The organism is Streptomyces sp. NPDC096012 (assembly GCF_040426375.1).
Classification (GTDB): domain Bacteria; phylum Actinomycetota; class Actinomycetes; order Streptomycetales; family Streptomycetaceae; genus Streptomyces.
Map to the genome: position 1 here is coordinate 1 of NZ_JBEOTD010000014.1, position 25,557 is coordinate 25,557.

Genomic DNA, 25,557 nt, shown 5'->3' on the forward strand with positions numbered 1-25,557 from the left:
GCTCGGTGTGGCTCACGCAATGGACCGACTGACCGCCGTGGCCGCCAGCCTGAGCAACCGCTCCTGAGCCTCTGACATCGGACTTATTCGTCTAGAACGGGCACGTAGGTGCGAATCGGCAGGGATGTGAAGGACTGTCGTGCTGTGGCGACGGCGTCTTCGATCTTCTCGGGGGTGTGGCGGTCGCCGTAGGACGTCTTGAGTTGCTCGGTGACGTGCCGCAGGGCTGCTTCTTCGTCCAGGTCGATCGACACGATTCCCCCTGAGCGTCGGGGCCGTTTTGCCTTGCGTGAGGGGCCGCGGCAGCGCCATGGACATTCCTCGACTCCGTCATCCGGGCGGAGCGGGCGGAGCTGCCGCGGACCCGAGATAGGACGATAGCAAAATACTTCGGTGGCCGATATAACCTTGGAGGTATGGCCACCGACATGAGTCCGCACCCGTCGAGGGGGAGCTGGTCCACTGTGTTCACCGCCGAGCGGCCACGCCCCGAGGGGATACGCTCGCGGCCGAACGCCTGGTGGCTGGCCGTCGGGACGGTGTGCTTCGGGGCGTTCATGGGGCAGCTGGACGCCAGCATCGTGACGCTGACCTACGGCAGTCTGCGCACGGAGTTCCACGCGTCGCTCGCGGCGGTGGAGTGGGTCTCGCTGGCCTACCTGCTGGCACTGGTGGCCCTGCTGGTGCCGGCCGGGCGGCTGGCCGACGCGCACGGCCGCAAGCTGCTGTACCTGTACGGGTTCGCCGTCTTCACCCTGGCCTCCGCCGCCTGCGGCCTCGCCCCCTCTCTGCTCGCACTCGTTGCGTTCCGTGTGGTCCAGGCCGCCGGCGCGGCCATGATGCAGGCCAACAGCGTGGCCCTGGTGACCACCAGTGCACCGCGCGAGCGGATGCGCAGCGCGCTGGGCGTGCAGGCCGCCGCCCAGGCGCTCGGACTGGCACTCGGCCCGACGGTCGGCGGCGCACTGGTCTCGACGCTGGGCTGGCGCTGGGTGTTCTGGGTGAACGTGCCGGTCGGGCTGATCGCGCTGGTCGGCGGGCACTATCTGCTGCCGCGCACGCGTGCCCGTACGGCGGTGGCGCGCTTCGACTGGGCCGGGCTGGGGCTGCTCGCGGTGACGACCACGAGTGCCCTGATGGGGGTATCCGCGGCATCCGGGCTGGTCGTGCCCGGCTGGGGGGTTGCCCTGCTGTTCCTGCTGGCGGTCGGCTCGGGCGGGGGGTTTGTGCGTTGGCAGCGGCGGGCCGCGTCCCGTTGCTGGATCTGGCCCTGCTGCGCAGGCGGACGGTGGCGTTCGGGCTGGTAGGGGCCCTGAGTGGATACCTGGTGCTGTTCGGACCGCTGGTGCTGGTGCCCGTCGTACTCACCACGCGCGGCTCCTCGGACCTGACTGCCGGACTCGTGCTCACGGCGCTGCCGGCCGGATTCGCGCTGGCCGCGACCGGTGGCGACCGGCTGCTGCCCGGCCACCTTCCGGATCGCGGCCGTTGCCTGGCCGGAGCCTGCGTCTTCACGCTGGCGGTGGCCGCGCTGCTCGTCGTCCCGCTGACGATCGGCTGGCTTGTGCCGGTGCTGGCGCTGACCGGGCTGGGGCTGGGGACGTTCACTCCGGCCAACAACACCATGATCATGGGTGCCATACCGGCACGGGCCTCCGGTACCGGAGGAGGACTGGTGAACATGACCCGCGGTCTGGGCACAGCACTCGGCGTCGCCCTGGTCACGCTCGCCCTGCACCTGAGTGGCGGTGACGTACAGGCGGGGGCGCGCTGGGCGGCGGCCGTACTCGTGGCGGCCTCGGTCGTGGCGGTCGCGTCGGCATGGCTGAGCCCGGGCAGGGACCCGAGAGCGTCACAGGCGACGCTTTGACGAGCAGCGTGAAAGGATCGCAGGAGTGATCTGGACCTCGGCTCAGTGGGTACGAGACGCCTGCATGACCGGCCTCGATGCCCTGGTCGCGGCACTCGCTGTGACGGGGGCAGTGGTGCTGCAGGCGCGCTGGATGGCCGCCGCGGCCGGTGTGTGGTCGATCTTGGCCCTGCGCCAGGGCTGGCTGACTGTTCGGGAGTTTCGCCGCCACGGCGGGTAGGCCGGGCGTCCACCTGCTGAGTGCCCGACGAGCGCATAGAACACCGAAGTGTTCGGGAGAACGCCGACAGGGTCCACCAGGCGTTCGCTCCACGGACGAACGGACCATACGTGTGTACGGCCCGGCTACCCTTGCTCCATGTCTGAGCAGCCCAGCACCGAGGCGTCGTCGTCCTCTCCCGGTTCCGCCGGTCAGGAGCCGGAGGCACGCCTGCTCACCGAGGCGGTGACCCGGCTGCGTCGCGCGCTGCGCTCCTCGATCCGCACCGACTACCCGTGGGAGACCCTGCCCATGGCACAGGTCGAGTTGCTCCAGGTGCTGGGGGAGCACTCTCCGGCACGGATCAGCGACCTCGCCGCCCGCCGACGCCTGGCGCCGAGCACGGTCAGCGGGCTGATCGGCCAGATGATCACGACAGGACTGGTCGCGCGCGACGTGGACTCCGCCGACCGCCGGGCCTCGGTCGTCACTCTCACCGACGCCGGCCGCGAGAAGCTCGCCGCCTGGACCACCGCGCACGAACGCCGTATCGACGCCGCTCTTGCCGCGCTGGACGACAGCTCCCGGTCGGCCATCACCAGCGCGCTGCCCGCCCTGTTCCAGCTGGCCGAACACCTCGGTGAGTCGGCCGAGGGCACTGCGGAGCAGTGACCGGCGCATCGACGTGCGGTCGGAAATTCGCGGAAATTCGCGTTACGCGGGTGAGCGTCTGTTGGAGAAGTGCAGCGTCCTCAACGGCGTGACAGGCGGGGTCTGCACTCGGGCGCCTCTGCGTTGAGCGATCGGCCTGGCCTCGCCGCTTGTAGATGGCATTGCGCATTCATGACCGGGGCTTTGTTCGGATACCGAACTATCGCCCATACGCTCGCTTGCGCCGCCTCCCACGCGCACCGGCACGGCGCATCTGCGTGCCTTTGGAACACCGCAAGGACCATCATGAACAACAGGCGCCGACAGCAACTGATGCAGTCCGCCGCTCCTCTGCTCGCCGAGGGCGAGCAGGTGGAACTCACCTCTCTCGCCAAGGTCGGCTCCGTCTCGGTCAAGCGCCGGGTGCTGACCACCGCGCTGGTCGGAGTCCTCACCGCCGGGACGGTGATCGCCACCGTCCAGCCGCGTCCGATGTACTGGGCGCTCACCGACCGGCGACTGCTGTTCTTCGATGCCAAGACCACTACGGGTCGTCCCGGCAAGCTGCTCATGAGCCTGCCGCGTGAATTGATGTCCGCCGCGCCGATGAAGAAGGCGTTGCTGGGGCTGGGAGTGCAGACCCTGCTCACCGTTCAGGGTCAGGAACAGGGTCTGAAGCTCACGTTCCCGCCCGCCTGCAAAGCAGCAGGCAGGGACCTGGCCTCGCGCATCGCAGTGACGGCTTGAGCCGGACCGTCACAGCACTCAATACGTTCACTGCAGTGAGGCGGGCCCCTGCGGGTTACTCGTTCGCCGTGAGTGGCGCCATCTACCCGGTTCAAAGGCACGTCCTGCCAGCGGCGATGGGGCTAGTACGAGTTCGCGGTTCTCAAGGGCCGGCAGCACCACCCCGACCGGCACCGGTGACGTCGAGGCCACCGGCGACAAGCCGGCCGGCAAGCCCGAGACCGACATGAAGCCGCAGGGCGGCTCGGAGCAGCTCCCCGTCACCGGCAGCCCGGCGACACCGGTTCCTCCTCCGCCCTCCCGGTGATCGGTCTCGTCGGCGGTGCCGCCGTCGTCGTCGGCGCGATGTTCGTGGTGCGGCGCCGGAGGGGTATCGGCGCGAACCCCGCCGTGTGAGCACACCCGAGCCCGAAGGGCCTGCGCCTGAAAAGGTGCAGGCCCTCCTCACGTGCTGGCGCCTGTCGCCAAGGCCAACAGGTCAGTTGGGTGCGCGTCCAGCGGGACGAGCGAATCTGAGAAGACGGTAGCGCCGACGGAAATCACTTCGGGCACCGATATATTTGGTCGGCGACACGTTCGGGCAACCGCCTGTTCGGAGTCGTATCACCTCGGTGAGACAGGGGCTGACACACCACGCGCACACCGGTCGGCCCACAGCCCTCGAAGAACCCAGGAGCCACGTCCGGATGTCGACCAGCGCCACCGCGATACGCACCGCAACACACCGCGACCGCCTCCGCTGGTGGACCGAACTTCCACTGCTCGCCGTCGTCTACGCCTTCTACTCCGGGATACGCCTGCTGATCAGGGGCGAGGTGGGCGATGCCGTGAGAAACGGGGTGGGCATCCTGCACGCCGAGCAACTGGCCCACCTGGCCCCGGAGCACTGGTTCAACCGGCTCTTCTCGCACCACGCCCTCCTGGGCATACCCGCCGACTTCGCCTACGCGTCGCTGCACTACATCGTCACGCCCGCCGTCATGGTCTGGCTGTGGCGCCGCCGCGCGGCGCACTACCGGGTGGCCCGCACCTGGTTGATGATCTCCACCCTGATCGGCCTGGTCGGCTTCGCCGTGCTGCCCACCGCTCCGCCCCGCCTGCTGAACGGCGGTCACGGCTTCATCGACACCATGGCCCAGTACAGCTCCTACGGCTGGTGGGGCACCGACGCCAGCGCGCCGCGGGGCCTGGGCCATCTCACCAACCAGTACGCGGCCATGCCCAGCCTGCACGTCGGCTGGTCGCTGTGGTGCGGACTCATGCTCTTCCGTCTGGGGCGGCACTGGCTGGTTCGCACGCTGGGAATCGTCTACCCGGTGGTGACCACGCTCGTGGTCCTGGGCACGGCCAATCACTACCTGATGGACACAGCTGCCGGCGTCATGGTGATGGGTATCGGCTTCGCGCTCGCCAAGCCGGCGCTACGCATTACCGATGCACTGTCCGTCCGCAGGCACGCCGGCAGGCAGGGCGCCCCTGTTTCGGCGCGGGTCATGGCGGAAACGGCAGCAGGGGAAAGCCGGTTGTGACCCGACCCGGCTGGCCACCTCCCCTCAAGCGCGTTGGATTCCCAGCGTTATCACGGGGCCTTTGGCAGTCTCGCCCTCAGCGACATCGAGGGGCACCACTTCGGCGCCCACCTTGTCAGGTTGTGCCTTCAGCCGGTCCCCGCTGCGGATGCCGCGGAGCCGGGACAGGCCGGGCGCGTCCGGTGAGCAACTGCTGGACGAGGAAGTCGGCCGCGTCCCCAGGACGCCCGGGTCAGGCTGGACAGGCAGCCAGGGTCACAGCGCCCAGCCATGACCGCCATTGTTGTGGAGCACTTTCAGGGGGCGGTGGCGCGGCCGTTTGAGACGGCGGTGTGATCAAGATGGCCGCTGCATCGACTGCAGGCCGGCGTTCTTCGGGTCCTCCTTGAACATGGCGACGGAGGTAACCAGTTGGGGGGTGTAGCCGATGAACCAGGCGGATTTGTAGTCGTCGGTGGTGCCGGTCTTGCCGGCCGCCGGGCGGCCCAGGGCCTGGGCGTTGGTGCCTGTGCCGTTCTTGACGACGTTCTGCAGGACGTCGGTGACGGTGTCGGCGGTCGAGGAGGGCATGGCCGTGGTGCCCTTGGGCTTGTCGAAGGCGGCGTACGCGTCGGCCATACGGATCGCGGAGGGGGTGGAGGTGCCGATGTAGAAGCCGGGGGTGTCGTACTGCAGGCTCTTGCGCAGCAGGCCCGCCTTGAGGGCCTCGTTCTCGACATTGGTGTAGCCGACGTACTCGCCGAGCTGGACGTAGGGCGTGTTGACCGACTGCTCCATGGCCTTGCGCAGGGTGATGTAACCCCATTTTGTAGGAACGTCGTTGTGCTGGTGGAGGAACCCGGAGGGATCGCTGGAGTCCGGCATTTCCTGGCCCTGCTGGTTCTTGATGGTGATGCCGTCGTCTCCGTTGAACTTGGAGTCGGGTGTGATCGGTAAGGGCGGCTGGCCAGGGGAGAGTACGGCGCCGTGGTCGAGGGCGGCGGCCAGGTCGATGGGCTTGAAGTGGAGCCGACTGGCACACCGGTGGCGTCGGCGTTGTCGGTCCAGTGGCCCTTGTCCCAGCCCGGCCCGCCGTACAGGGCCGCGACCGCGCCGGTCGACGGATCGATCGACGCCGCGCCGACCTGGACGTCCTTGTCGGCCGAGCGGTGCTTGGGGTCGAGGTGTTTCTTCTCCATCGCGGCGACGGACGCCGACAGTGCGTTCACCTTCTTCTTGTCGAAGGTGGTGTAGACCTGGTAGCCACCGTGGCCGAGTTGCTGGTCGGTGAGGGACGAGTGGGCCTCGACGTACTTCTTCGCGGCGTCCACCAGATAGCCGGTCTGCCCGGACATCCCCGCCGACGGCGTGTACGGCTTGGGCGTGGGGAACCCGGCGGTCAGGTACTGCTGTTCCTGGGCCTGACTGATCTTGTGGATGGTGGCCATGCGGCTCAGCACGTACTTCCATCGTGCCTCGGCCTGGGCCCTGGCGTGCGGGTCGGTGTCGGCGTGCATCAACAGGCTCGGCTCGTTGACCGCAGCGGCGATGAACGCGCCCTGGCTGACGGATAGCTGGGAGGCGTGCACGTGATAGTAGGCGCGGGCCGCGGCCTCGATGCCGTAGGCGTCCCGGCCGTAGTAGCAGATGTTCAGATAGCCCTGCAGGATCTGCTGCTTGGACATCTGACCACCGATCTTGAGGGAGATCATGATCTCCCTCAACTTGCGGGTGACCGACTGGTTCTGGTTGAGGTAGGTGTTCTTCACGAACTGCTGGGTGATGGTGGACCCGGACTGCACCTCGCCGCCCGTGGCCGTGTGGTAGACGGCGCGGAGCATGCCCTGCGTGTCGACGCCGGGGTCGGTGTAGAAGGTGGCGTTCTCTGCGGCGAGGAAGTCCCACTGCGCCAGCTTCGGCACCTGGGCGAGGTCGACGTTCTGCCGGTTGGTCGACCCCTGCGTGGCCATCACCGATGGGTCTGGTGTGCGACGGCAACCGGCCCTGGGTAAAGTCACACGGGCCAGGAGAGGCCGAAGTCGTGGCCGGGCCCGGCTCGGGGGCCGATGTGCCGCCTCAGCGTGGCGACAGTCGACAACGACCGCGAGCTGGGAACCGCACGCACCGAGAGTGTGCCGACCGACGCGAGTACCTCGTCCGCGCAGTACGCACAGCCAGCGGTCTCGCTCCCGTCGGCTTAGGTGCCTCCTCGCTGGGACCGGCGCTGGTCGCGAACGAATGCACCTGACCTGGGCGGTCGAGCGCCCTCCGGCATTGCGGGGGATCACTTCGGTGCCGATCATGTCGGGCTATGCCTTCAGCCGGTGTCCGCTGCGGATGCCGCAGACTCCGGGATAGGCCGGGCGTCCGGTGAGCAGTTGCTGGACGAGGAAGCCGACCGCGAGGGTGGCAGCGCCCGCGACCGCATCGGTGACGAAGTGGTTGGCGGTGGCCAGGATGACGGTGAAGGTGGCCAGCGGATAGCAGAGGCCGAGTACGCGCACCCAGGTGCGGCGGGCCAGGAACGCGAGGGTCAGGCCCGACCAGCTCGACCAGATGATGTGCACCGAGGGCATGGCGGCGTACTGGTTGGACAGCGCGGCCACGTCGCCGGAGGCCCAGGAGCCCCAGGTGTGGTGGACAACCACGGTGTCGATGAAGCCTTGCCCGGGCAGGAAGCGGGGCGGGGCCGTGGCGCAGAACGCGAAGCCGGCCAGGGCCAGCAGGGTGGCGGTGTACAGGGCGGTGCGCACCGGGCGGTAGCGGTCGCCATGGCGGCCGTACAGCCAGAGGAGCACTCCGATGGTCACGATGAAGTGCAGTGTGGCGTAGTAGTAGTTCATCCCCACGATCAGCCAGCCGACTCGGTCGGCGGCGTGGTTGATCGTCAGCTCGATGTTCAGGTGCAGCTCCTGCTCGGCGCGCAGGATGTCCTGCGCGCGGTGCAGGGCGGCGCTGCGGTGGGCGGGCACGGCGTTGCGGGTGAGGGTGTAGGCCCAGTAGAGAAGCCCGGTGCAGACCAGTTCCACCCACAGGCGCGGCCGGTCCGGCGGGCGCAGCCGGGCGGGCAGTAACGGGCCGAGGTGCCAGGTGCGGGAGCTGTCGCAGGATGGGGCCGGGGATGTTTCGGTTTCCGGTGCCGGAGCCGTCGTCACACCTGCTCCCGGTCGGCGGCGTCGTTCGCGCCGACTGCCGTCAGTGCCTCTTCCTCTTTCACGTCCTTGCCGGGCGGGTACGGGGCGTCATCGTCCTGACGCGGTCGCCGGGTGGCGATCAGGTACACCAGCGCGCCGGTGAAGAGGGCAAGGGAGACGTAGTCGTTCAGGCGCAGGCCGAGGAAGTGGTTGGCGTGGTCGATGCGCAGGGCCTCGATCCAGGCCCGGCCGGTGGTGTAGGCGAGTACGTAGCAGGCGAACAGCCGGCCTCTGCGCAGCCGCTGGTGGTGACGGGCGTCCAGCCACAGCAGCAGCGCCATTACACCCAGGTCCCACAGCGACTCGTACAGGAACGTCGGGTGGTAGAGGCCGACCGTGGGCATGTCGGCCGGTCGGTGGGCCGGGTCGATCTGCAGCGCCCACGGCAGGTGGGTGGGGCTGCCGTACAGCTCCTGGTTGAAGTAGTTGCCCCAGCGGCCGATCGCCTGCGCGAGCACCAGACCCGGCGCGACCGCGTCCGCGAAGTCCGACAGCTTGATGCCGCGGCGGCGGCAGCCCAGCCAGGCGCCGACCGCGCCGAGCGCGACGGCACCGGGTATGCCGAGGCCGCCGTCCCAGATGAAGAGGGCGTGGATCGGCTGCTTGCCGGCGGTGAAGTACAGCTCGGGGTCGGTGATCACGTGGTAGAGACGCCCGCCGGCGACGCCGAACGGTACGGCCCAGATCGCGATGTCGGCGATGTCGTCACGGCGCCCGCCCCTGGCCTCCCAGCGGCGGCCGGCGAGCCATACGGCGGTGAAGATGCCGGCCAGGATGCACAGTGCGTACGCCCTGATCGGCAGCGGACCGAGGTGCCACACCCCTTGTGACGGGCTGGGGAGGTACGCCAGGTTCAAGGGTTCGACCGTTTCTCGTACGCACGGAACCCGGCCGTGCGCCGGGAGGGGGACCCACCCGACAATACATCGGACACCGAACCTTTCGGGAGGGTGGAGCGGTGGACGGGTGTCCGAGGCGCGGACGACGCGACCGCACCTGTGTGCGCCCCCGCTACCCTTGATCCATGTCTGTGCTGCCCCGCGCCGAGGCCCCGTCCTCCTCGGTCGCCCTCGGGAAGGAGCCGGAGGCTCGTCTGCTCACCGAGGCCGTGACCCGGCTGCGTCGCGCCCTGCGCTCCTCGATCCGCACCGACTACCCGTGGGAGACCCTGCCCATGGCCCAGGTCGAGCTGCTCCAGGTGCTCGGCGAGCACTCACCCGCGCGGATCAGCGACCTCGCCACCCGCCGGCGCCTTGCCCCGAGCACAGTCAGCGGCCTGATCGGTCAGATGATCGCCGCGGGGCTGGTGGCGCGCGACGTGGACGCAGCCGATCGCCGGGCCTCCGTCGTCACTCTCACCGAGGCGGGCCGCGAGAAGCTCGCGGCCTGGACCACCGCCCACGAACGCCGCATCGACACCGCTCTCGCCGCCCTCGACGACGGCGCCCGGGCGGCCATCACCGGAGCGCTGCCCGCCCTGTTCCAGCTGGCCGAACACCTGGGCGAACCGTCCGACGGCGCGGCGGGCGACTGACAGGAACCAGCGGGTGCACCGGGCGCGCGAGTCTGCCCACCGCTCGCCCGCGATCTTCTCGTGCGGTGACGAATCCGGCTCGGTCGGTGGTCGGTGCGTGCGCGTATGTCCGCCCGCGTGCGGTCCACGCGGGCACCTGTTTGGCATGCATGCGGGCGAGGATCATCGCCATGCTCGAGTCAGGGTGTCGTCGGCCCGCTGCGGCGCGCGAGGATCACCGCCTCGCGCGCGTCGTCGGGCGGATTCGCGCCACTGTCGTACTTCGCCGACCACTCGCACACCATGCCGGCCACCACCAGACCTATGGCCGCGGCGGCGATCAGCCGCCAGCCGCTGCGCTCTCCCCAGCCCAGCCCGACGATCAATCCCGCTGCCGCCAGGCCACCAGCCGCTGCGGCAGCGCCATCGGTCAGCCATGTCCACCAGTGCCGTCTCGTCCAGTGTCGTCTCGTCATGTCGGCGTCCTTTGTGGGTTCACGTCACGCCATTATTCGGTTACAAAATATTTTGGTAGCCGATGTAACCTGAGAGGGCAAGTTTCCCTGCCGAGTCCGAGGACGGAGGCGTCATGGTGGTGGAGGCATGAACACGGCCCCGATACGTACCCGCTCGTGGTCGTCGCTGCTGACCTGGGAACGGCCCCGGCCCGAGGTGATACGCAGTCGGCCGGGTGCTTGGTGGCTGGCGGTGGCGACGGTGTGCTTCGGCGCGTTCATGGGGCAGTTGGACGCCAGCATCGTCACGCTCACCTACGGCAGCCTGCGGAGCGGGTTCGGCACGTCGCTCGCGGCGATCGAGTGGGTGTCGCTTGCCTATCTGCTCACACTCGTCGCGCTCCTGGTCCCGGTGGGGCGGTTGTCGGACGCCCACGGCCGCAAGTTGTTCTATCTCTACGGGTTCGTGGTGTTCACCGGCGCGTCGGCCGCCTGCGGTCTGGCCCCGTCCCTGGTCGCGCTGGTGGTCTTCCGGGTGGTGCAGGCCGTGGGCGCGGCGATGATGCAGGCGAACAGCGTCGCGCTGGTGATCACGAGTGCGCCCAGGGAACGGATGCGCGCCGCGCTGGGTGTACAGGCGGCGGCGCAGGCACTGGGCCTGGCTCTCGGGCCGACGGTGGGCGGGGCGCTGGTGTCGGCGCTCGGCTGGCGGTGGGTGTTCGGCATCAATGTGCCGGTGGGGGTCGTGGCGCTGGTGGCCGGCCACTATCTGCTCCCGCGCACTCGCAGCCGCAACCGGGTGGCCTCCTTCGACTGGCCGGGCCTGGTGCTGCTGGCGGCGGCGACCACGAGCCTGCTGCTGGGGGTCTCGGCGGCCTCGGGTCTGGCGGTGCCGCCCTGGGCGGTCGTGGCGCTCTTCGCGCTCGCGCCGGTGGCGGGCATGGCCTTCGTACGGCGTCAGCGGCGCGCCCCCGTTCCGCTGCTCGACCTCGCCCTGCTACGGGTGAGGGCGGTCTCGTCCGGGCTGGTGGCGGCACTGTGCGGGTACCTGGTGCTGTTCGGGCCACTGGTGCTGGTGCCGCAGATCGTGGTGCGGGCAGGGGGTTCGGAGCTGCTGGCCGGGCTGGTGCTGACCGCGCTGCCGGGCGGGTTCGCGCTGGCGGCCACCGGCGCGGACCGCCTCCTTCCACAGGGCGTGGGTGACCGGGCGCGGTGTCTGCTCGGCGTCCTGGTGTGTACGGGCGCGTTGACGGCGATGCTGGTGCTTCCCGTCACGACCACCTGGATGGCAGTCCAACTGGCCGCGCTGGGTGTCGGGTTGGGGCTGTTCACCCCGGCCAACAACACGCTGGTGATGAGCGCGATACCGGCGAACTGTTCCGGCACCGGCGGCGGTCTGGTCAACATGGCCCGGGGTCTGGGTACCGCCCTCGGCGTCGCTCTGGTCACCCTGCAGCTGCACCTGTCCCGCGCCGGAGGAGTCAGCGACGGGTGGGTCCATGCTGTCGGTGTCCTGCTCGCCGCGGCGTTCGTCGCAGCCGTGATGGCATGGCTCTCCCCGGTCGGCAACCGCGGGCGGGTGCGTTGACGGTCCCGGCCCGGCGTATGGGGGCGTCAGGCTTTGGGGCTCAGGAGCGGCTGATCGCGGCCAAGGGGTTCCGGTAGATGGCACGGACCGGGGGCCGCCGGCCGTGCCGGCGGTGCTGCGGCCAGGGCGACGAGCAGGGACTGGTCGAGCGGTGCCTGCGTGGTGGACAGGAAGGTCGGCAGTATCACCGTGGTGTCGGCCGGGCCGGAATTCAGGGCGCCGCGGATGTCGCGGGTGCGGGCGGCGATGAGTTTGCAGCCGATGACGGTGACGAGGGCGCCGATGACGGGTAGGGGGATGCGGGCGGGGAGTGGGCCGAGGGTGGCCACCAGCGCGGCCAGCAGGAGCCCCGAGAAGATGCCTGCCCAGCGAGTGCAGGCTCCTGCCGCCTGGGCCACACCGGTTCGGGAGGGCGAGCTGTCGGCCGGCAGTGCCTGGAAGAACGTGCCACTGATGTTGGCCGCGCTATGGCAGGGATGTCCGCCGCCGCTGAGCCCTTCTGGCCGGCCTGGATAGGGCTACCGACCGAAATTCGCTGACCTGCAGGAATGTGACCCGTGTTGTGTGGATCTCTCGTGCTGGGGGGTGAAGGTTCCCGGGTGTACCTTCACCCGCTGACCTGTCACCAGCCAGGCCATGCTGGGAGCTCGGCTGCTGCAGTCGACGACACATACCACCGGGTCGGACGCCCTTGGCCACCCGCCGATTCAACCCAGCGGAGCACGATGTCCACGGCGCCGCCTCGAACTAGTCCCCCGCTGGCCTGGGCGAGTGGCCCAGCGGTAATGGGCGGGTACTCGCGTCTGCGCTCACATGCAGCGCCGCGAGCCGTACCGAGCTCGACAGGAAACCGACGCGGAGAGCATGCACGGCCGAAGACGGCGTAGAAAGGGCATATGGGTCCACGAGGTACATCAGGGAACCGTCTCCTGGAGCAGCGTGCGGGGCGCGGGCTGCTGGTGATCGCGCTTGCCTTGATCGTGGCCATCACTGTGGCGGACGTCGGTATCGGCACCAGTGTTCATCTGGGCCCGTTGCTGGTCATCGCGCCGACTCTGACCGCCTCTTTCGCCGGTCCGCGGCTGACCGCTCTGGTCGGGGCTCTGGCGCAGGCAGCCCTGGTGATCATCTCCATATTCCACGGCGGGCTGACCACGACCAACCACGTGGCGCAGCTCGTCGCCCTGGCCGTGCTGTCAGCTCTGGTGGTCTTCATTACCTATGTGCGGGAGCGGCGTGCCCGGGAGCTGAGCCGGGTGCGGTCGGTGGCCGAGACGGCACAGCGGATTCTGCTGCGGCCTCCACCTCGCCGGATCGGACCCCTCCGGGTGGCCTGGCTGTATCTGGCCGCCGAGGATGAGACCCAGATCGGGGGCGACCTGTTGGCGGTCGCCCGCGCCGATCACCCCTGCACCCGGGTACTCATCGGCGACGTACGAGGCCATGGGCTGGCCTCCATCGGCGAGGCATCGGTGGTGATGGGCGCGTTCCGTGAGGGCGCTCACCGGTACGACTCCTTGCCCGAACTCGTCACCGCCGTCGAAGAGAGCGTCTGCCGGAACCTGGAAGAGGTCGCCGACACCGCGCACGACCCCGGCGAGCACTTCATCACCGCTGTCATGATCGACATCCACGATCAGGGCCCGCAAGCTGACATGCTCAACTGCGGCCATCCGCCACCCCTGCTGATCCGTGGTGGCCAGGTGACCGTCCTGAACTCCCGTTGGCCCTCACCCCCGTTGGGCCTGTGCTCCCTGTGCGTACGGGATGACCGCACCGACCGGTTCACCGTGGAATCGGGCGACATGCTGCTGCTCTACACCGACGGCGTGATCGAAGCCCGCTCACCGACCGGAGCCTTCTACCCGCTCGCCGAACGGGTCGCCTCCCTCGCCGCCTCAAGCCCCGACGCTCTGCTGCACCGCCTTCACCGAGACCTGCTCGAACACACCGGTGAGCAGCTCACCGACGACGCCGCCTTCCTGATCATCGAACGCACCCCCTCGCACCATCTGCACGGGCCACACCTCATGTCCCATGCCGACGGATCACCTCGTCCACAACCGGCTGATCGTCACCACCTGGCCGGCTGAGCACGCTCTGCGCATTCCGTCACCCCGCGAGCCGCATTTCGTCGGTTGCCCGGATACGGTCCGGGGGATGTCGGCGGCCTGAGCCAGGGCGACCACCGCGACGGCGGCGGCTCCCGGCAGTAGCTGCGGCAGGACGTGCCAGTCAGTAAGCGTGATGCGGGGCAGCCCGGCCGGGACGATGCCCAACGGGCCTGCCAAGGGCACGGCATGGCCCGATGCCGCGACCGCGACGCTGGCAGTGACCAGGGCCAGGAGGATCGACAAGGAGTGCAGCCGGCGATGGCGATGTGCATCAGTCCGTTGTGATGAGGGCTGTGGTAGCCGGTACGTCACCGACCGCTCCGGCGATGATCTGCACGGCGTTTACCGGCGGAGAATCCCGCCATGACCGCACCGGAGACGAGCCGGAGCAGCAGTCCGAGCCGAAAAGCGGTGAACAGGGCCATGCACACCCCAACGAGCAGGGTCAGGCATGGCCCGATCACGCCCAGCCATGACCGCCACTGTTGTGGAGCAGGGCCAGGGCGGAGGTGGCCACGACCAGGCACTGCGTCGGGCGGACGGAGCGGAACAGGGCAGCCAACGCGCAGGCGAGGGCCGTGTACCAGGGCATCGACCATGGTGCCGCGAGAACCCAGGCGAAGGCGAGCGCGAACGTAGCGGTGATGATGTCCGGGGCGTCGGAAGGGGCGTGCCGGTGAAGGGTCAGAGCGAGTCCCAGCATCAGCATCGGCCACAGGGCACTGATGCTCGCCGCGGCTGCACCAGGGCCCACGAACTCCGTCGCGAAGTGGTCGAACACCGCCCACAACGAGGGCGCGGACACCAGATGCGAGGCCGCGGAGAGCGGAGTCAGGGCGTGCAGACCGTAGCCGCCGTAGAGCGCGGCCAAGGTCAGTGCGGCGGCAACCGTCACGCGGGCGGCCCGCAGCCAGGCGCCGGAGCGGAGGAGAGGCCAGGAAAGCCCCACCCCGACCAGGGCGGCGCTGATCTTGACTCCGCACGCCAGTCCGACCAGTCCTCCGACGACCAGGTCGTGGTGTCGTCCGGTGCCCCTGCGCGCCACGTGGACGGCGCAGACGGCAAGGGCGGCGACGAGGGTGTCCAGGTGTCCGCCCCCGACCAGTACGCCGATCAGCAGTGGGTTGGCGGTCCACAGGAGCGCGGCCCGGACCGGATCGGCAGCGGTGCGCATCAACAGGTAGCCGGTGCCGAGGAACGCGGCGGCGTTCGCGAGCATCAGCACCCATATCGTGAGCAACGGCCGGTCGCCGCCGACCGACCCGGCAGCGGCCTGCCACCACGTGGCGACCGGCCCGTACACCGACGGGGTGTTCTGCCAGGCGTCGCTGACCAGGTGGGCGTAGGAACCGCCCAGTCGGGCGGGGGTTGTCACGTACGGGTCCCCGCCCAGGGCGGCGATACGGCCGTAGGCGGCGTAACTGGCAGTGTCGGAGGAGCCGACCGGGGTGAGATTCGCGACGACGAGCACGGCGATCGCGCCGGCACGGAAGAGGACTCGCGGATCGGGACGCCAGCCTTGGCCGTGGGCGCCCAGCAGGCGAAGCGTTCCGACGCACGACAGCACTATGGCGACGGAGGTGACCACCGCGGAAACGCTGCCTGTCATGGCCGGCAACTGAAGCCAGGTGATCGGCGCCCTGAGGGTGTTGTGGTTGGGAGCGCTCGCACCGACCAGCCCGAACAGGGCGATGCCCGCCCCGGCCGTCCACAGGGCCGCACGGGGCCAGGACTCTCCGTCGCCGGTCCGTACGGCGGGCGAGACTGTCCTCTCCCGATGTGCGGGCTGCGAAATCCATGTACTGCCGTTGGTCGTCAAGGTCGCTCTCTGCGTCGTACCCCCGTCACGGCCCTGCCGGGTCAGCTCCCGGCGAGAACGGCGGTGACAATCTTTCCGGCGAACTTGTAGCCCTCGCCGCTGCCCGGCACCACGGCCGCCGCCGCCATGTCGCCGCGGTAGGCCACGAACCAGCTGTTGGGCTTCTGCCGGCCGTCCACCTCGGCCGTACCGGTCTTCGCACCGACGTCCCCGCTCAGTTGGCCGATGACCGGTGCCGCGGTGCCCTGCCGCGCCGTCAGCCGCATCAGCTCACGCAGGGACGCGTCCGCCGAAGCGCTCATCCGCCGCGGTGCCTGCGCGAGCTGCCGGTTGTCCACGCTCGCAGGCACGATCACCGGCTGGTGGAAGACACCTGCCTTCGCGGTCGCGACCACGGAGGCCATGTCGAGCGGACTGACGAGGACCTTGCCCTGTCCGATGTACGTCATCGCCTTCGAAGCACCGCCGGTCGTCGGGACACTGCCGTCGAAACTGGGAACGCCCGTGCTCCAGGTCAGGCCGAGACCGAACACGTCACGCGCCTCGTTCTCCACGGCACCGTCCGGCTGGGCCTGGGCCGTCGACATGAAGGCGGTGTTGCACGACGCCTCGAAGTCCATGGCGAGCGTCGCGTGCTCGATCTTCATCTTGTCCACGTTGTGGAACGTGAGACCGCCGTAGGAGAAGTACTGCGGGCAGTTCAGCGGTGTGCTGGGCGTGTACTTTCCGCTGTCGAGCAGCGTCGCCGCCGTGATCACCTTGAAGGTGGAGCCCGGCGCATAAGTGCCCTGGAACGCCTTGTCGAAGCCCTTCGCCGGGGCCATGGCCACCGCCAGTACGTCACCCGTGCTGGGCTGCACGGCAACCACCGACGCGTCCGGACCCTGGCTTTTGACGTCCTTCTCCGCCTCGGTCTGCAGGCGCGCGTCGATGGTGGTGGGCAGCGGCTTGCCCGGCTTGCCCCGCGAAAGCACCCCGAGGACCCGTGCCCCACTGCCGTCGGCATTCCTGACACGGATCTCGGTGCCGGGCGTGCCGTGCATCCTGGCTCCGTACCGGTCCTGCAGCTGGCTGAGGATTCCGGCCAGCGACGGGTACTGGGCGGCGGTCAGCTCCTTGCCCGCTCGGTCCACCACCTTGACCGGCGGCGCGCCGGCCGGCGCGGCCACGACCGACTGACCTGCGGTCAGCTTCGGATAGAGCACCGACGGCGCCCACTTGACCACCGCGCGCCCGTCGCCTCCTCGCTCCACGGTGAGCGACGAGTCGTACGTCCAGGTGGTCTTCTGCCCGCCGTAGTCCAGTCGCGTTCGTACGGAGAACGGCACCTGGATGCCGGTCGGCTGCTTGCCCGAGAAGGCCAGGGACGTGGTGTGCAAACCCGTCTTGTACGACACCAGTTGCGCGCCTGCTTCCGCGGCGTTGTCCGTGAGTGACGCGGCCTTCGCCGTGTCACCCGCCTCCCAGGCGGCCAGAAACTGCTGCGCCGTGGTGCGCACTTCTTCCGCCGAAGGCGGGCTGGTGTTCGCCGGGTGAGCCGCCGCCGAATGCGATGACCCGGTCGTGTGACCGTTCGTCTCCCGCTGCCCGGCCGCGTAGCACGCCAACGTCACCCCCGCCGCTGCCGCTGTGACCACGCTGCTGACGACTACTGCGGTCCTTGCTGCTCTCTGCACCGGCTCTCTTCCCTCTGACGACGAACGCCTCCCGCGTCCCCAGCGCACGCACCGGGCTCCCGCCCCGGTCTGGTGCACCAGGCTACATCGGTTACCGAAACATTCGGACGCCGCGGTAACGGTGCCGACGGTCCGGCGGAGTCCCGCCCCCTTCTGGAACGGGTTCCGCGGCGGCGTGACGGGAGATTCCTCCGGCTGCCCTCAAGGAACCTTCTGCCTACCGGGACGGCGGCCTTCGGCGAGCCGCCGTAGACCCGGTGGAACGGTGGCAGAATGTTTCGGTAACCGACGTATAGTGCAGAATGTCGCGAGCGCGCCGTCCCCTGGGTGGGCCCTGACAGGCCGCAAATCCCGTCGGGGACAATGCACCGTAGGGCCCACCCGCGGCTGGGCAAGTAATGCGCCGCCGGAACGGGCCTATGAACGGCGACACGAGGAGAACCACAGCGGTGCGGGCGCAGCGGGCGCTGATATGGGGCGGTCGATCGGGCCGGTAGGCACACGTCGGCCGGTCGGGCCCTCTCGCGATCGCAGCGGTGGTCGAAGGGGCCGTCGTCTCTGTGGCGGGAACGCTGCTTGTCGTGGGATCGAGCGCCATCGGCGTCCTGGCCGGACCCGCCGCGTTCCGCTCGGGCGCCGCGGGTGTGGTCTGCATTCTCGGGCTCGCTCTCTACCTCCTGATCGTCCGCGCGGGCCGGGTGCTCGTCGTCGGCGTCGTCGTGGTGGGTGTGGCGCTCGCCGTGTTCATCCCCCGGGTGACCGCCGAGATCACGCTGACCGAACGTGGCTATCGCCAGGACGTGTTCGTCACCGCCGTGCAGAGCGAACGGTCCACGCAGGGCCGTACCGACCGGCGTTGCACCTTCTCCTGGGCGGACGGGGAGCCCGTGCCGGTGGCCATACGGCGCGGGTGCCAGGCCCACACCACGGTCGGCGAACGGGTCGCCGTCCTGTTCGATCCCAGGGGCGTACTGGCGCCCCGCGCGGCCGGCCGCTTCCGGACCGGCCGCTTCATCGGCACCGGCCCGCTCGCACTTGTGCTGCCGGTCCTTTGTCTCCTCGCGGTGGCTCGCTCCTACTGCCTGCCGTCTGAGACAGGCAGCCGGACGGTGCTCCGTCGCGTCAGGTGCGGGTGACCGTGCCGCACACGTCGGGACGGTTCGGGTCGAGGGGCTTGCCGCGGTCGTAGGGGTCCGTTGCCGGCCCTGTCGGCGGCTGTCCGTTCGGAGCGTCCGTGGTGAACTGCGGGTGGAGGAAGCCGTCGTCGCTCTCGCAGGCGGTGTTCGCGATGTCCTCGTCGTAGCTGATTACTCCCAACTTTCCGCGCTCGACCCGGTACTTCGTCGGGTCGAGCAGTTGCGTGTCCAGCACGCGGCGCACGATGGTCCGTTGCACCTCCGTGGAGCCGCCCCCGGCGTGGGTGACGGGATAGACGAAGGTGTAGTCGGCGTGCACCACGACGGAGTCGCGCTCGCCCCGTTTGAAGGTCATACGGCCGCGGACCTTGACCACATCGCCGACGAGCCGGAGTTCGTGCGGGTCGAACCGGCTGAACATCGTCAGGGGGTCGTGGCGCTTGTCCGGCTTGCGCAGCGCGGTGTCCAGCAGGTCCAGCAATTCGGTCTGGTGCGGGTCGATAACGTCCAGCACAGCCTGTGGGCGCTGGCCGCGCAGGGCGCGAGGATCGAGGTTCGCCGCTGCGAGGAGTTGTTTGGTCGCCTTCAACGCGAAGGCGACCTGTTCCTTGCTCAGGGTGCCGACCGGGGTCGCTTTCGGCAGCACGATGGCGTCGGCTCCGGCCACCCACCGTTCGGCGGGCGAGCCTGCGAACGGCCGCTTCAGGGTCGGCACACCGGTTTCCCCGATGGACGGGGCCACGGTGGGCTGGGCCGTCTCCGGCGGCCGGGCAGTCGCCGCCTGCGCGTCGCCGGAGGAGGTGAACCGGTCTCCCAGCACGCCGGGCAGGTGGGACAACGCCCGGTCCGGGTTGACCGCGATGACGGCCACGGCCGCCGCGGCGACCACGCCGATCACGCTCAGGATCTGACACCGCCGCGTCGCCCGCCCGTCCAGCTCACGCCACGCCGGTCCGGTCCGCCAGCCTTCTGGCTGCCACGGCTGACCGGCCGCACCAGCGGTGCGCTTCTTCCGGAACCGCCGTTTGCGGCTGCTCTGCTGATCCGCAGCCCGCGCGTCCTGCTCCCGCAACCGCGCGGTGACCATGCGGGCGCGCGCCGAGGGCTCCTTCGGCGCCGTGGCCCGTATCTCGCTCTCCTGGTCCCGGACGAACTGCTCCCACACCTTGTCGGTTACCGACGCCTTCTTCGCGTCCCCCGCCGGTCTGCTCTCGTCCGGCTCCTTCGTGCCCATGGGCCCCTCCTCGTCGTCCATTCGCTCCCCGCCCGCGCACGCGCCTGACCACGGCGAAGGGCTCGCAGACTGTGGTGAGGGTCGGCAAAAGGCGCATATCCAAGCAGGAGCCACCGACACCAGAGGGACGGGGGTGCCACCCGCCGGGCATGGGTGAACAAGCCGACCGCTCGCGCTACTTACCGCGTATCGGCCCTTCTTGACGATCCGATAGCACTCCGTATCGCCATTGTTCACCCGTGCATCACTGAGCGTTGGGGGCGGAGTCGGGACGTGTGTGGGCTGTGGGTAGACAGTGCCTCGGGCGGCGGGGGAGGTCTTCGCCGCGCGTTGCCTTCAATGAGGGAGCGACATGGCAGGGTTCATACGCGGGCGCCGACAGTGGCGCCTTGCGGCGGGGACGGCCGTCGTGGGCGCGATCGCCGCGATCGCCGCGGTCACGCTGGCGCCGGCCTCGGCATCGGCCCGTGAGGAGCACCATCCCACGGCCCACAAGATCGGCCACGTGTGGACGATCATCCTGGAGAACAAGTCGTACGAGGCCACCTTCACCGGCCTCAACCAGAACAGCTACTTGTGGAAGACGCTGCCGTCCTACGGCGAGCTGCTCACCCAGTACTACGGCACCGGCCACTACAGCCTGGACAACTACATCAGCCTGGTGTCCGGGCAGGCCCCGGCGCCGGACAACCAGAGCGACTGTCCGCAGTACAAGGACGTCTCCCCGGGCACCCCGGCCGCCGACGGGCAGGTCAACGCCACCACGGGCTGCGTGTACCCGTCCTCGGTGAAGACGCTGTTCAACCAGCTCGATGCGAAGAAGGTCCCGTGGAAGGTGTACGCCCAGGACATGGGCAACACCCCCACCCGTGAGAACGCCTACCAGTGCGGCATCCCCGGCAGCCCCTCCGGCAGCGGCGTGCCGGACCCGGGCGGCGCGACCGCCGAGGACCAGTACGTGCCCAAGCACAACCCGGTGCCCTGGTTCCGCTCGCTGATCGACAAGCCGAAGGACTGCGCCAACGTCGCACCCCTCAATGGGCTCCCGGCCACGACGGGGCATTCGGCCGTCTCCGGCCTGGCGCAGGACCTGAAGAGCGAGAAGACCACGCCGCGCTTCTCCTGGATCAGCCCGAACAACTGCTCCGACGCGCACGACGCCACCTGCAAGGGCGACAACCTCTCCGGTGACCGGAACAACCACCAGGGCGGCCTGTACGCCTCGGACAAGTTCCTGGAGAAGGTCGTCCCCCAGATCATGGCCTCCCCGGCGTACCAGCACGACGGCATGATCCAGATCATCTTCGACGAGGCGTTCCCGCCCTACAAGATGTACGGCAACTCCATCGCCGACTACACCGGCAACGCGAACGCGTCGCTGAACACCCCGACCGACACCGCCCAGTCGGTCGTGGCCTGCTGCAACGAGCTGCCCGGCCCGAACACCACCCAGCCCGGCTTCCAGGCGTTCGGTCAGGACACCACCCCGGGCGGCGGCATCACCGGCGCCGTATTCCTCTCCCGCTACATCAAGCCGGGCTCCGTCAGCGAGCAGCCCTACAACCACTACTCGTGGCTGCGCAGCATGGAGGACCTGTTCGGCATCCGCCACGGCGGCACGGACGGCCACGGACACCTCGGCTACGCGGCCGCCGACGGCCTGCGCCCATTCGGCGCCGACGTCTACAACAACCCTTCCGGCAAGGCCCTGCCCCCGGCGCCCTCCGGCAGCATCACCTACCCGGCCGTCGCCCGCATCGACGACCCCGAGCACCCCATCATCAAGACGCCCTGACCAGGGCGGCTGACCGGAAGGGAAAGACCTGCCGCCGATGACCGCTGCGCGTACTGCGGCACCCCGCCGGGCCGGCCTCCGCCGGCCCGGCGCGTGGCGCACCAACCCCAAGACCGCCCTGGCCATCCTCGCCTGCACCGCCCTCAGCCTGGCCGCCCTGGCCGGCTGCGGCGGACACTCCACGCCGAAGGCGACCGACGACGCGGCGAAGACCGTCAAGAGCCTGGGCGCCGTCCCCATCCCCAGCCCGCCGACTGCCCAGGCCACTCCCACCGCCAGTGAGAAGCGCCTGCAACTGCTGGCCATGGGCTACTCGGTCCACGCCCAACTACCCCGAGCAGATGCGGTGGTGACCGCCGGCGGTCCGAGTGAGAACCCGATCGCCAAACCGAAGGGTGTCCCTGACCATGCGACCGGCACGATCACCGTGACGGTCCGCGAAGCCACCGGCTCCCTCACCCTCCACGCCGCCGACTTCACCTCCCGCGACGAGAACGGCAAGGCCATCACCCTGTCCCCGCACGGCCCGGCGACCGTCACGGCACGCCCCGGACAGACGGCGACGCTGACGCTGGCCGGCACCTATGAGGCCGGCGCTGCCGAACTCACCTGGCGCCACGCCGGAAAGACCATCGCCGTCTGGGACTTCAACATCGAACTCGACTGACTCCAGGCATCAGGCTCGCGTGCGTCGGTCGCTGGTGGCGGGGCTCACGACCGCTCGGTGACCGATGGGGTTACGACTTGTCGGCGGGTTGGAACAGTTCGATGAGAGTGCTGGCCGGGTCGGCGTCAGGATCTGGCGTCCGCCGGGGCCGGAGACCGTCTCGCTGTGAAACGTCACACCAGCGGTGCGCAGCCGGTCGGTCTCGGCCTGCTGATCGTCCACGATGAGGTGGATACGGTTGCGGCCGGCCGCAGCGGCGTCATCGAGGGTGGCGCGTGCACCGGAGCCTTCCGGCCCGGACAAGGGCCGTCCCTACCCCCGGCCGAAAGGCCGATGCCCGATCTGCAACGGCCGGTGGGTCGCCGGTGAGGTCACGGGCTTGAACCGCAAGCGGCTGGACGCTGCGTACTGCTCGCCAAGGTGCCGGACTCGTGTCTATCGCAAGAGACGTCTGCGTTCAAAAGGCGCCACCGTGTGACGCCTTCACGTGACGCGGCGGGCCCGCTGGCGGCGATCGACGCAGGCCGGGAGGCGCTCCTCGCTGCCTGTCACTGCCGATCATGAGTGGACGAAGAGTCGACTTATTGTCAGCCCGTCCGGGCCGGGTTGAGCGTCGGTTCGTTCGAAGCCATCCGGCGTTGATCGAGTCGCGCCGTTGTGGCGGGATCGGTGGGACGGTTGTGCAGTGTCGTCCCGGGCGGGGGTCTGACTCGTGAGATCTATGACCGAAGTGTCCAGTCACTGACCTGTCGGCTGCCGTTGCGGGATGGTGACTGCTGGTACCGAGCCACAGGGCGTGTCCCAATAGGGGCCTTGCCGATTTTCAGGCGCCATCACGGTTCAGACCGCCCGAGCGGGCCGGTGCCATCCACTCAGCATGTCACCCACGCGGGAGGCGAACCACCATGACGACCAGACAGCGCAGCACTTCCTCCAGTACGGACCCTCGCGTGCGGAGAGAGGTCGTGCTGGGCGTGGACACGCACGGTGAGGTGCATGTTGCCGCCGTGGTGTCCCCGCTGGGGAAAATCCTGGGCACCGAGTCCTTTCCGGCGACGGCTGCCGGCTACCGCCGGTTGCTCGTATGGGCCCGCAAGCGGGGTACGGTGCGCCGGGCCGGCGTGGAGGGTACCGGCACCTTCGGCGCGAGCCTGTCCCGCTACCTGCTGGCCCAGCAGATCCAGGTCTACGAGGTGAACCGGCCCGACCGGACGGCCCGCCGTCTGCTCGGCAAGTCGGACCCGCTCGACGCGCAGGCCGCCGCGCGAGCCGTGTTCAGCGGTCGCACCCGCGCCCGGGCCAAGTCCGGCGACGGACCCGTGCACAGCGCCCGGATCTTCAAGCTCGCCAAGGATTCCGCGGTCAAGGCCCGTACCCAGGCGATCAACCAGCTCAAAGCCGTCCTGGTCATCGCCGATCCCGTACTGCGGGAACGACTGTCCAGCCTGGGCAACCGCGAGCTGTTCCGCACCTGCGCGCGCCTCGGCCTATCCGGCGGTGGGGGAGACGAGGACGCGGTGAGCCAGGCCACCCACCTGACGTTGCGCATGCTCGCCGAGCGCATCGAGCAGCTCACCGGGCAGATCGATGAGCTGAACCAGCGCCTGACCCGGCTCGTCGAAGACCACGCCCCACAGTTGCTCGTACCGCTGGGCATCGGCCCTGACAGTGCCGTCACGCTCCTGATCACCATGGGAGACAACACCGAGCGGCTGAGCACCGAGGCGTCCTTTGCTGCGCTTTGCGGAGTCAGCCCCGTCGAGTACTCCTCCGGCCGGCGGAGCACACGCCGGCTCAACCATGGCGGCGACCGTCAGGCCAACGCCGCCCTGCACCGCATCGTGTTCACCCGCCTGCGCCACGACCCGCGCACCCGGGCGTACTACGAACGCCGCACCCAAGAAGGCAAGACCCGACGCGAGATCATCCGATGCCTCAAACGATACGCAGCCCGCGAGGTCTTCAACCTGGTCAGACCAGTTTCTCGCCCCCCCCGCTTTATAGGGGCGTCTGTGATACGCGGGTGATACGGCGAGGCCCCGCCTGGGGCTTTGCGTGGAGCTGTGAGACGACGAGGCCGCACCGGAGAGCTCCGGCGCGGCTTCGTCATGAGATCGGCTGCGCTGTCGGGCACGATGCGGTCGGTGCCTCATGCGGCCCGTGTCCCTGTGGCGCTTTCGGGGTGCGCCTACTTTGTGATTGCACTCGCGCATGCGTCTAAAGAGCCGGTTCCGTCAGAGAGCGCAGCACCTCCTCGAGCACGGATCTGCCCAATCGGGGTGAGGTCGACCTGGGTGTGGTACGCACGGCGAGGTTCACGTCGCCGCCCCGGTCCCCCGGCTGGGGAAGGTCATGGCCACCGAATCCTCTCCGGCGACGGTCGCCAGCTGCTGGCAGCTGACGTCTGCGCCCGAAAACTGGATACGGTTGCGCCGTGCGGGGGTGGAGGGCACCGGCACCTTCGGAGTGAGCCTGTCCCACTACCTCCTCGCCCAGTACGTTCAGGTGTATGAGGTGAAGCGGCCCGATCGCTCGACCCGCTGGTTGCCCTGCAAACCGGACCGATCGACGCGCGGGCCGTGCTCAGTGGCCGCGCCCGGAGACGAGGACGCGGTGGCCCAGGCCACCTACCTGACGTTGCGCATGCTGGCCGAGCGCGTCGAGCAGCTCACCGGGCAGATCGATGAGCTGAAACAGCGCCTGACCGGGGTCGTCGTACGTCACGCACAGCAGCTGTTCGAGCGGGTGGGCATCGGTCCGGACAGCGCCGTCACGCTCCTGATCACCATGGGAGACAACCCGCATCGGCTGAACACCGAGGCGAATCGACGGTGTGCCGCAACTGCGCGTTCTCCTGCTCCAGGAGGGCGATCACGGCGCCGTCAGGTATGCCGTCAAGCGAGGACCGCGGCACGCGAGAGGTCGTCATCACCGGTCTCCATACAGAGGCAAGGCTTCCTGTACGCCTCGCCCCTGCCGCGACAGCAAGGCGCCCTCAGTACGACAGCGAAAGTCACACATGTGGGATGGGCCTCTTCGCGAGCCGAGGCTGCCGAAGAGTCCGAGAGGCTGACCAGCCGTGGTCGGCAGTGGGCGCGGAAAGCCCGGGCTCATGGTCGGGCCAGCTGGCCACCCCGGCCACGGCTCGCGGCTGCGTTTCCTGGGCGTCGGCAGCCTTTTCCGGCCGTCGCGCAGCGTGCCGGTCGGCAACTCTGCTGAGACGTTGAACTCCGAGTGAATCAATATCTGTTCCCGAGGGATCAGATATTGCGGGGTCGGGCAGCGGGAGTTTTTGTCGCGAAGAGCAGAGTGGAATTATCCACCGCACACAGGCCGCTCCGGCGTGCTACTGTCTATCTCAGTTGCAGTTGTGGTTCCCGAAACTTCAAGT

The 25,557-nt window shown here is 69.2% G+C and carries 23 protein-coding genes and 2 pseudogenes; 14 read left to right on the plus strand and 11 right to left on the minus strand.

What is annotated here, in order from left to right; genetic code table 11:
* Positions 1 to 83: 83 nt before the first annotated feature.
* Positions 84 to 254, minus strand: coding sequence for a three-helix bundle dimerization domain-containing protein (locus ABVB68_RS16065; RefSeq protein WP_353601704.1), 171 nt, complete (start codon positions 252 to 254; stop codon positions 84 to 86).
* A 162-nt stretch (positions 255 to 416) separates the two neighbouring features.
* Between ABVB68_RS16065 and ABVB68_RS36915 the strand changes: the two genes are divergently transcribed.
* The 6 genes from ABVB68_RS36915 to ABVB68_RS16095 all read left to right on the plus strand — a co-directional run bounded on the left by ABVB68_RS36915 (position 417) and on the right by ABVB68_RS16095 (position 4,996).
* Positions 417 to 1,307: an MFS transporter gene (locus ABVB68_RS36915; protein WP_503006134.1), complete on the plus strand. Its 891-nt coding sequence runs from the start codon at positions 417 to 419 to the stop codon at positions 1,305 to 1,307.
* Positions 1,289 to 1,870, plus strand: coding sequence for an MFS transporter (locus ABVB68_RS36920; protein WP_503006141.1), 582 nt, complete (start codon positions 1,289 to 1,291; stop codon positions 1,868 to 1,870). The genes ABVB68_RS36915 and ABVB68_RS36920 overlap by 19 nt, the downstream gene beginning before the upstream one ends.
* A 25-nt stretch (positions 1,871 to 1,895) precedes the next feature.
* A complete protein-coding gene (locus ABVB68_RS16075) occupies positions 1,896 to 2,090 on the plus strand; it encodes a hypothetical protein (RefSeq protein ID WP_353601705.1) in 195 nt (64 codons plus the stop codon).
* 138 nt (positions 2,091 to 2,228) lie between these two features.
* The gene (locus ABVB68_RS16080; RefSeq protein ID WP_353601706.1) at positions 2,229 to 2,741 is read left to right on the plus strand and encodes a MarR family winged helix-turn-helix transcriptional regulator; all 513 of its coding nucleotides are present in this window, start codon (positions 2,229 to 2,231) and stop codon (positions 2,739 to 2,741) included.
* 285 nt (positions 2,742 to 3,026) lie between these two features.
* Complete coding sequence (locus ABVB68_RS16085; protein WP_353601707.1) at positions 3,027 to 3,467, plus strand: hypothetical protein; 441 nt, start codon at positions 3,027 to 3,029, stop codon at positions 3,465 to 3,467.
* Positions 3,468 to 4,153: 686 nt separating this feature from the next.
* The gene (locus ABVB68_RS16095; RefSeq protein WP_353601708.1) at positions 4,154 to 4,996 is read left to right on the plus strand and encodes a phosphatase PAP2 family protein; all 843 of its coding nucleotides are present in this window, start codon (positions 4,154 to 4,156) and stop codon (positions 4,994 to 4,996) included.
* A gap of 336 nt (positions 4,997 to 5,332) precedes the next feature.
* Here ABVB68_RS16095 and ABVB68_RS16100 read toward each other — a convergent pair whose 3' ends face one another.
* Complete coding sequence (locus ABVB68_RS16100) at positions 5,333 to 5,860, minus strand: penicillin-binding transpeptidase domain-containing protein (protein ID WP_353601709.1); 528 nt, start codon at positions 5,858 to 5,860, stop codon at positions 5,333 to 5,335.
* Positions 5,861 to 5,962: 102 nt separating this feature from the next.
* Here ABVB68_RS16100 and ABVB68_RS16105 point away from each other — a divergent pair, with 102 nt between their 5' ends.
* Positions 5,963 to 6,229 carry a hypothetical protein gene (locus ABVB68_RS16105; protein ID WP_353601710.1) on the plus strand — a complete coding sequence of 89 codons (267 nt, stop codon included), beginning with the start codon at positions 5,963 to 5,965 and terminating at the stop codon, positions 6,227 to 6,229.
* Positions 6,230 to 6,480: 251 nt separating this feature from the next.
* Here the strand turns inward: ABVB68_RS16105 and ABVB68_RS16110 are convergent.
* From ABVB68_RS16110 to lgt, 3 genes and pseudogenes are all read right to left on the minus strand, one after another.
* Positions 6,481 to 7,278, minus strand: a pseudogene (locus tag ABVB68_RS16110) (transglycosylase domain-containing protein); the annotation flags it as partial.
* Between the two features lie 6 nt (positions 7,279 to 7,284).
* Positions 7,285 to 8,130: a phosphatase PAP2 family protein gene (locus tag ABVB68_RS16115; protein ID WP_353601711.1), complete on the minus strand. Its 846-nt coding sequence runs from the start codon at positions 8,128 to 8,130 to the stop codon at positions 7,285 to 7,287.
* Positions 8,127 to 9,026 carry a prolipoprotein diacylglyceryl transferase gene (gene lgt / locus ABVB68_RS16120; protein ID WP_353601712.1) on the minus strand — a complete coding sequence of 300 codons (900 nt, stop codon included), beginning with the start codon at positions 9,024 to 9,026 and terminating at the stop codon, positions 8,127 to 8,129. The genes ABVB68_RS16115 and lgt overlap by 4 nt, the downstream gene beginning before the upstream one ends.
* 167 nt (positions 9,027 to 9,193) lie before the next feature.
* Between lgt and ABVB68_RS16125 the strand changes: the two genes are divergently transcribed.
* On the plus strand, positions 9,194 to 9,703 hold the full coding sequence (locus ABVB68_RS16125; RefSeq protein WP_353601713.1) for a MarR family winged helix-turn-helix transcriptional regulator: 510 nt from the start codon (positions 9,194 to 9,196) through the stop codon (positions 9,701 to 9,703).
* A 179-nt stretch (positions 9,704 to 9,882) separates the two neighbouring features.
* Here ABVB68_RS16125 and ABVB68_RS16130 read toward each other — a convergent pair whose 3' ends face one another.
* A complete protein-coding gene (locus ABVB68_RS16130; RefSeq protein ID WP_353601714.1) occupies positions 9,883 to 10,158 on the minus strand; it encodes a hypothetical protein in 276 nt (91 codons plus the stop codon).
* Between the two features lie 127 nt (positions 10,159 to 10,285).
* Here ABVB68_RS16130 and ABVB68_RS16135 point away from each other — a divergent pair, with 127 nt between their 5' ends.
* Complete coding sequence (locus ABVB68_RS16135; protein WP_353601715.1) at positions 10,286 to 11,725, plus strand: MFS transporter; 1,440 nt, start codon at positions 10,286 to 10,288, stop codon at positions 11,723 to 11,725.
* A gap of 26 nt (positions 11,726 to 11,751) precedes the next feature.
* Here ABVB68_RS16135 and ABVB68_RS16140 read toward each other — a convergent pair.
* Positions 11,752 to 12,183 (minus strand): annotated as a pseudogene (locus ABVB68_RS16140) (SulP family inorganic anion transporter); the annotation flags it as partial.
* A 438-nt stretch (positions 12,184 to 12,621) separates the two neighbouring features.
* Between ABVB68_RS16140 and ABVB68_RS16145 the strand changes: the two are divergent.
* A complete protein-coding gene (locus ABVB68_RS16145) occupies positions 12,622 to 13,818 on the plus strand; it encodes a PP2C family protein-serine/threonine phosphatase (protein ID WP_353601716.1) in 1,197 nt (398 codons plus the stop codon).
* 481 nt (positions 13,819 to 14,299) lie between these two features.
* Here the strand turns inward: ABVB68_RS16145 and ABVB68_RS16150 are convergent, their stop codons facing one another.
* Together ABVB68_RS16150 and ABVB68_RS16155 are read right to left on the minus strand one after the other, a co-directional pair.
* Positions 14,300 to 15,658, minus strand: a complete 1,359-nt coding sequence (locus tag ABVB68_RS16150; protein ID WP_503006135.1) for an MptA/MptB family glycosyltransferase — start codon at positions 15,656 to 15,658, stop codon at positions 14,300 to 14,302.
* A 41-nt stretch (positions 15,659 to 15,699) separates the two neighbouring features.
* Complete coding sequence (locus ABVB68_RS16155; protein WP_353601718.1) at positions 15,700 to 17,157, minus strand: penicillin-binding transpeptidase domain-containing protein; 1,458 nt, start codon at positions 17,155 to 17,157, stop codon at positions 15,700 to 15,702.
* Positions 17,158 to 17,915: 758 nt separating this feature from the next.
* Between ABVB68_RS16155 and ABVB68_RS16160 the strand changes: the two genes are divergently transcribed.
* The gene (locus tag ABVB68_RS16160) at positions 17,916 to 18,470 is read left to right on the plus strand and encodes a hypothetical protein (RefSeq protein WP_353601719.1); all 555 of its coding nucleotides are present in this window, start codon (positions 17,916 to 17,918) and stop codon (positions 18,468 to 18,470) included.
* Here ABVB68_RS16160 and ABVB68_RS16165 read toward each other — a convergent pair.
* Positions 18,457 to 19,704: a hypothetical protein gene (locus ABVB68_RS16165; protein WP_353601720.1), complete on the minus strand. Its 1,248-nt coding sequence runs from the start codon at positions 19,702 to 19,704 to the stop codon at positions 18,457 to 18,459. The two genes, ABVB68_RS16160 and ABVB68_RS16165, sit on opposite strands and share 14 nt — an antisense overlap.
* A gap of 352 nt (positions 19,705 to 20,056) precedes the next feature.
* Between ABVB68_RS16165 and ABVB68_RS16170 the strand changes: the two genes are divergently transcribed.
* The 3 genes from ABVB68_RS16170 (at position 20,057) to ABVB68_RS16180 (ending at position 24,193) form a co-directional block, all read left to right on the plus strand.
* The gene (locus ABVB68_RS16170) at positions 20,057 to 21,499 is read left to right on the plus strand and encodes an alkaline phosphatase family protein (protein ID WP_353601721.1); all 1,443 of its coding nucleotides are present in this window, start codon (positions 20,057 to 20,059) and stop codon (positions 21,497 to 21,499) included.
* Positions 21,500 to 21,536: 37 nt separating this feature from the next.
* A complete protein-coding gene (locus ABVB68_RS16175; RefSeq protein ID WP_353601722.1) occupies positions 21,537 to 22,166 on the plus strand; it encodes a hypothetical protein in 630 nt (209 codons plus the stop codon).
* A gap of 905 nt (positions 22,167 to 23,071) precedes the next feature.
* Positions 23,072 to 24,193: an IS110 family RNA-guided transposase gene (locus tag ABVB68_RS16180; protein ID WP_503006136.1), complete on the plus strand. Its 1,122-nt coding sequence runs from the start codon at positions 23,072 to 23,074 to the stop codon at positions 24,191 to 24,193.
* A gap of 556 nt (positions 24,194 to 24,749) precedes the next feature.
* Here ABVB68_RS16180 and ABVB68_RS16185 read toward each other — a convergent pair.
* Positions 24,750 to 24,971, minus strand: coding sequence for a hypothetical protein (locus ABVB68_RS16185; RefSeq protein WP_353601724.1), 222 nt, complete (start codon positions 24,969 to 24,971; stop codon positions 24,750 to 24,752).
* Between the last annotated feature and the right edge of the window lie 586 nt (positions 24,972 to 25,557).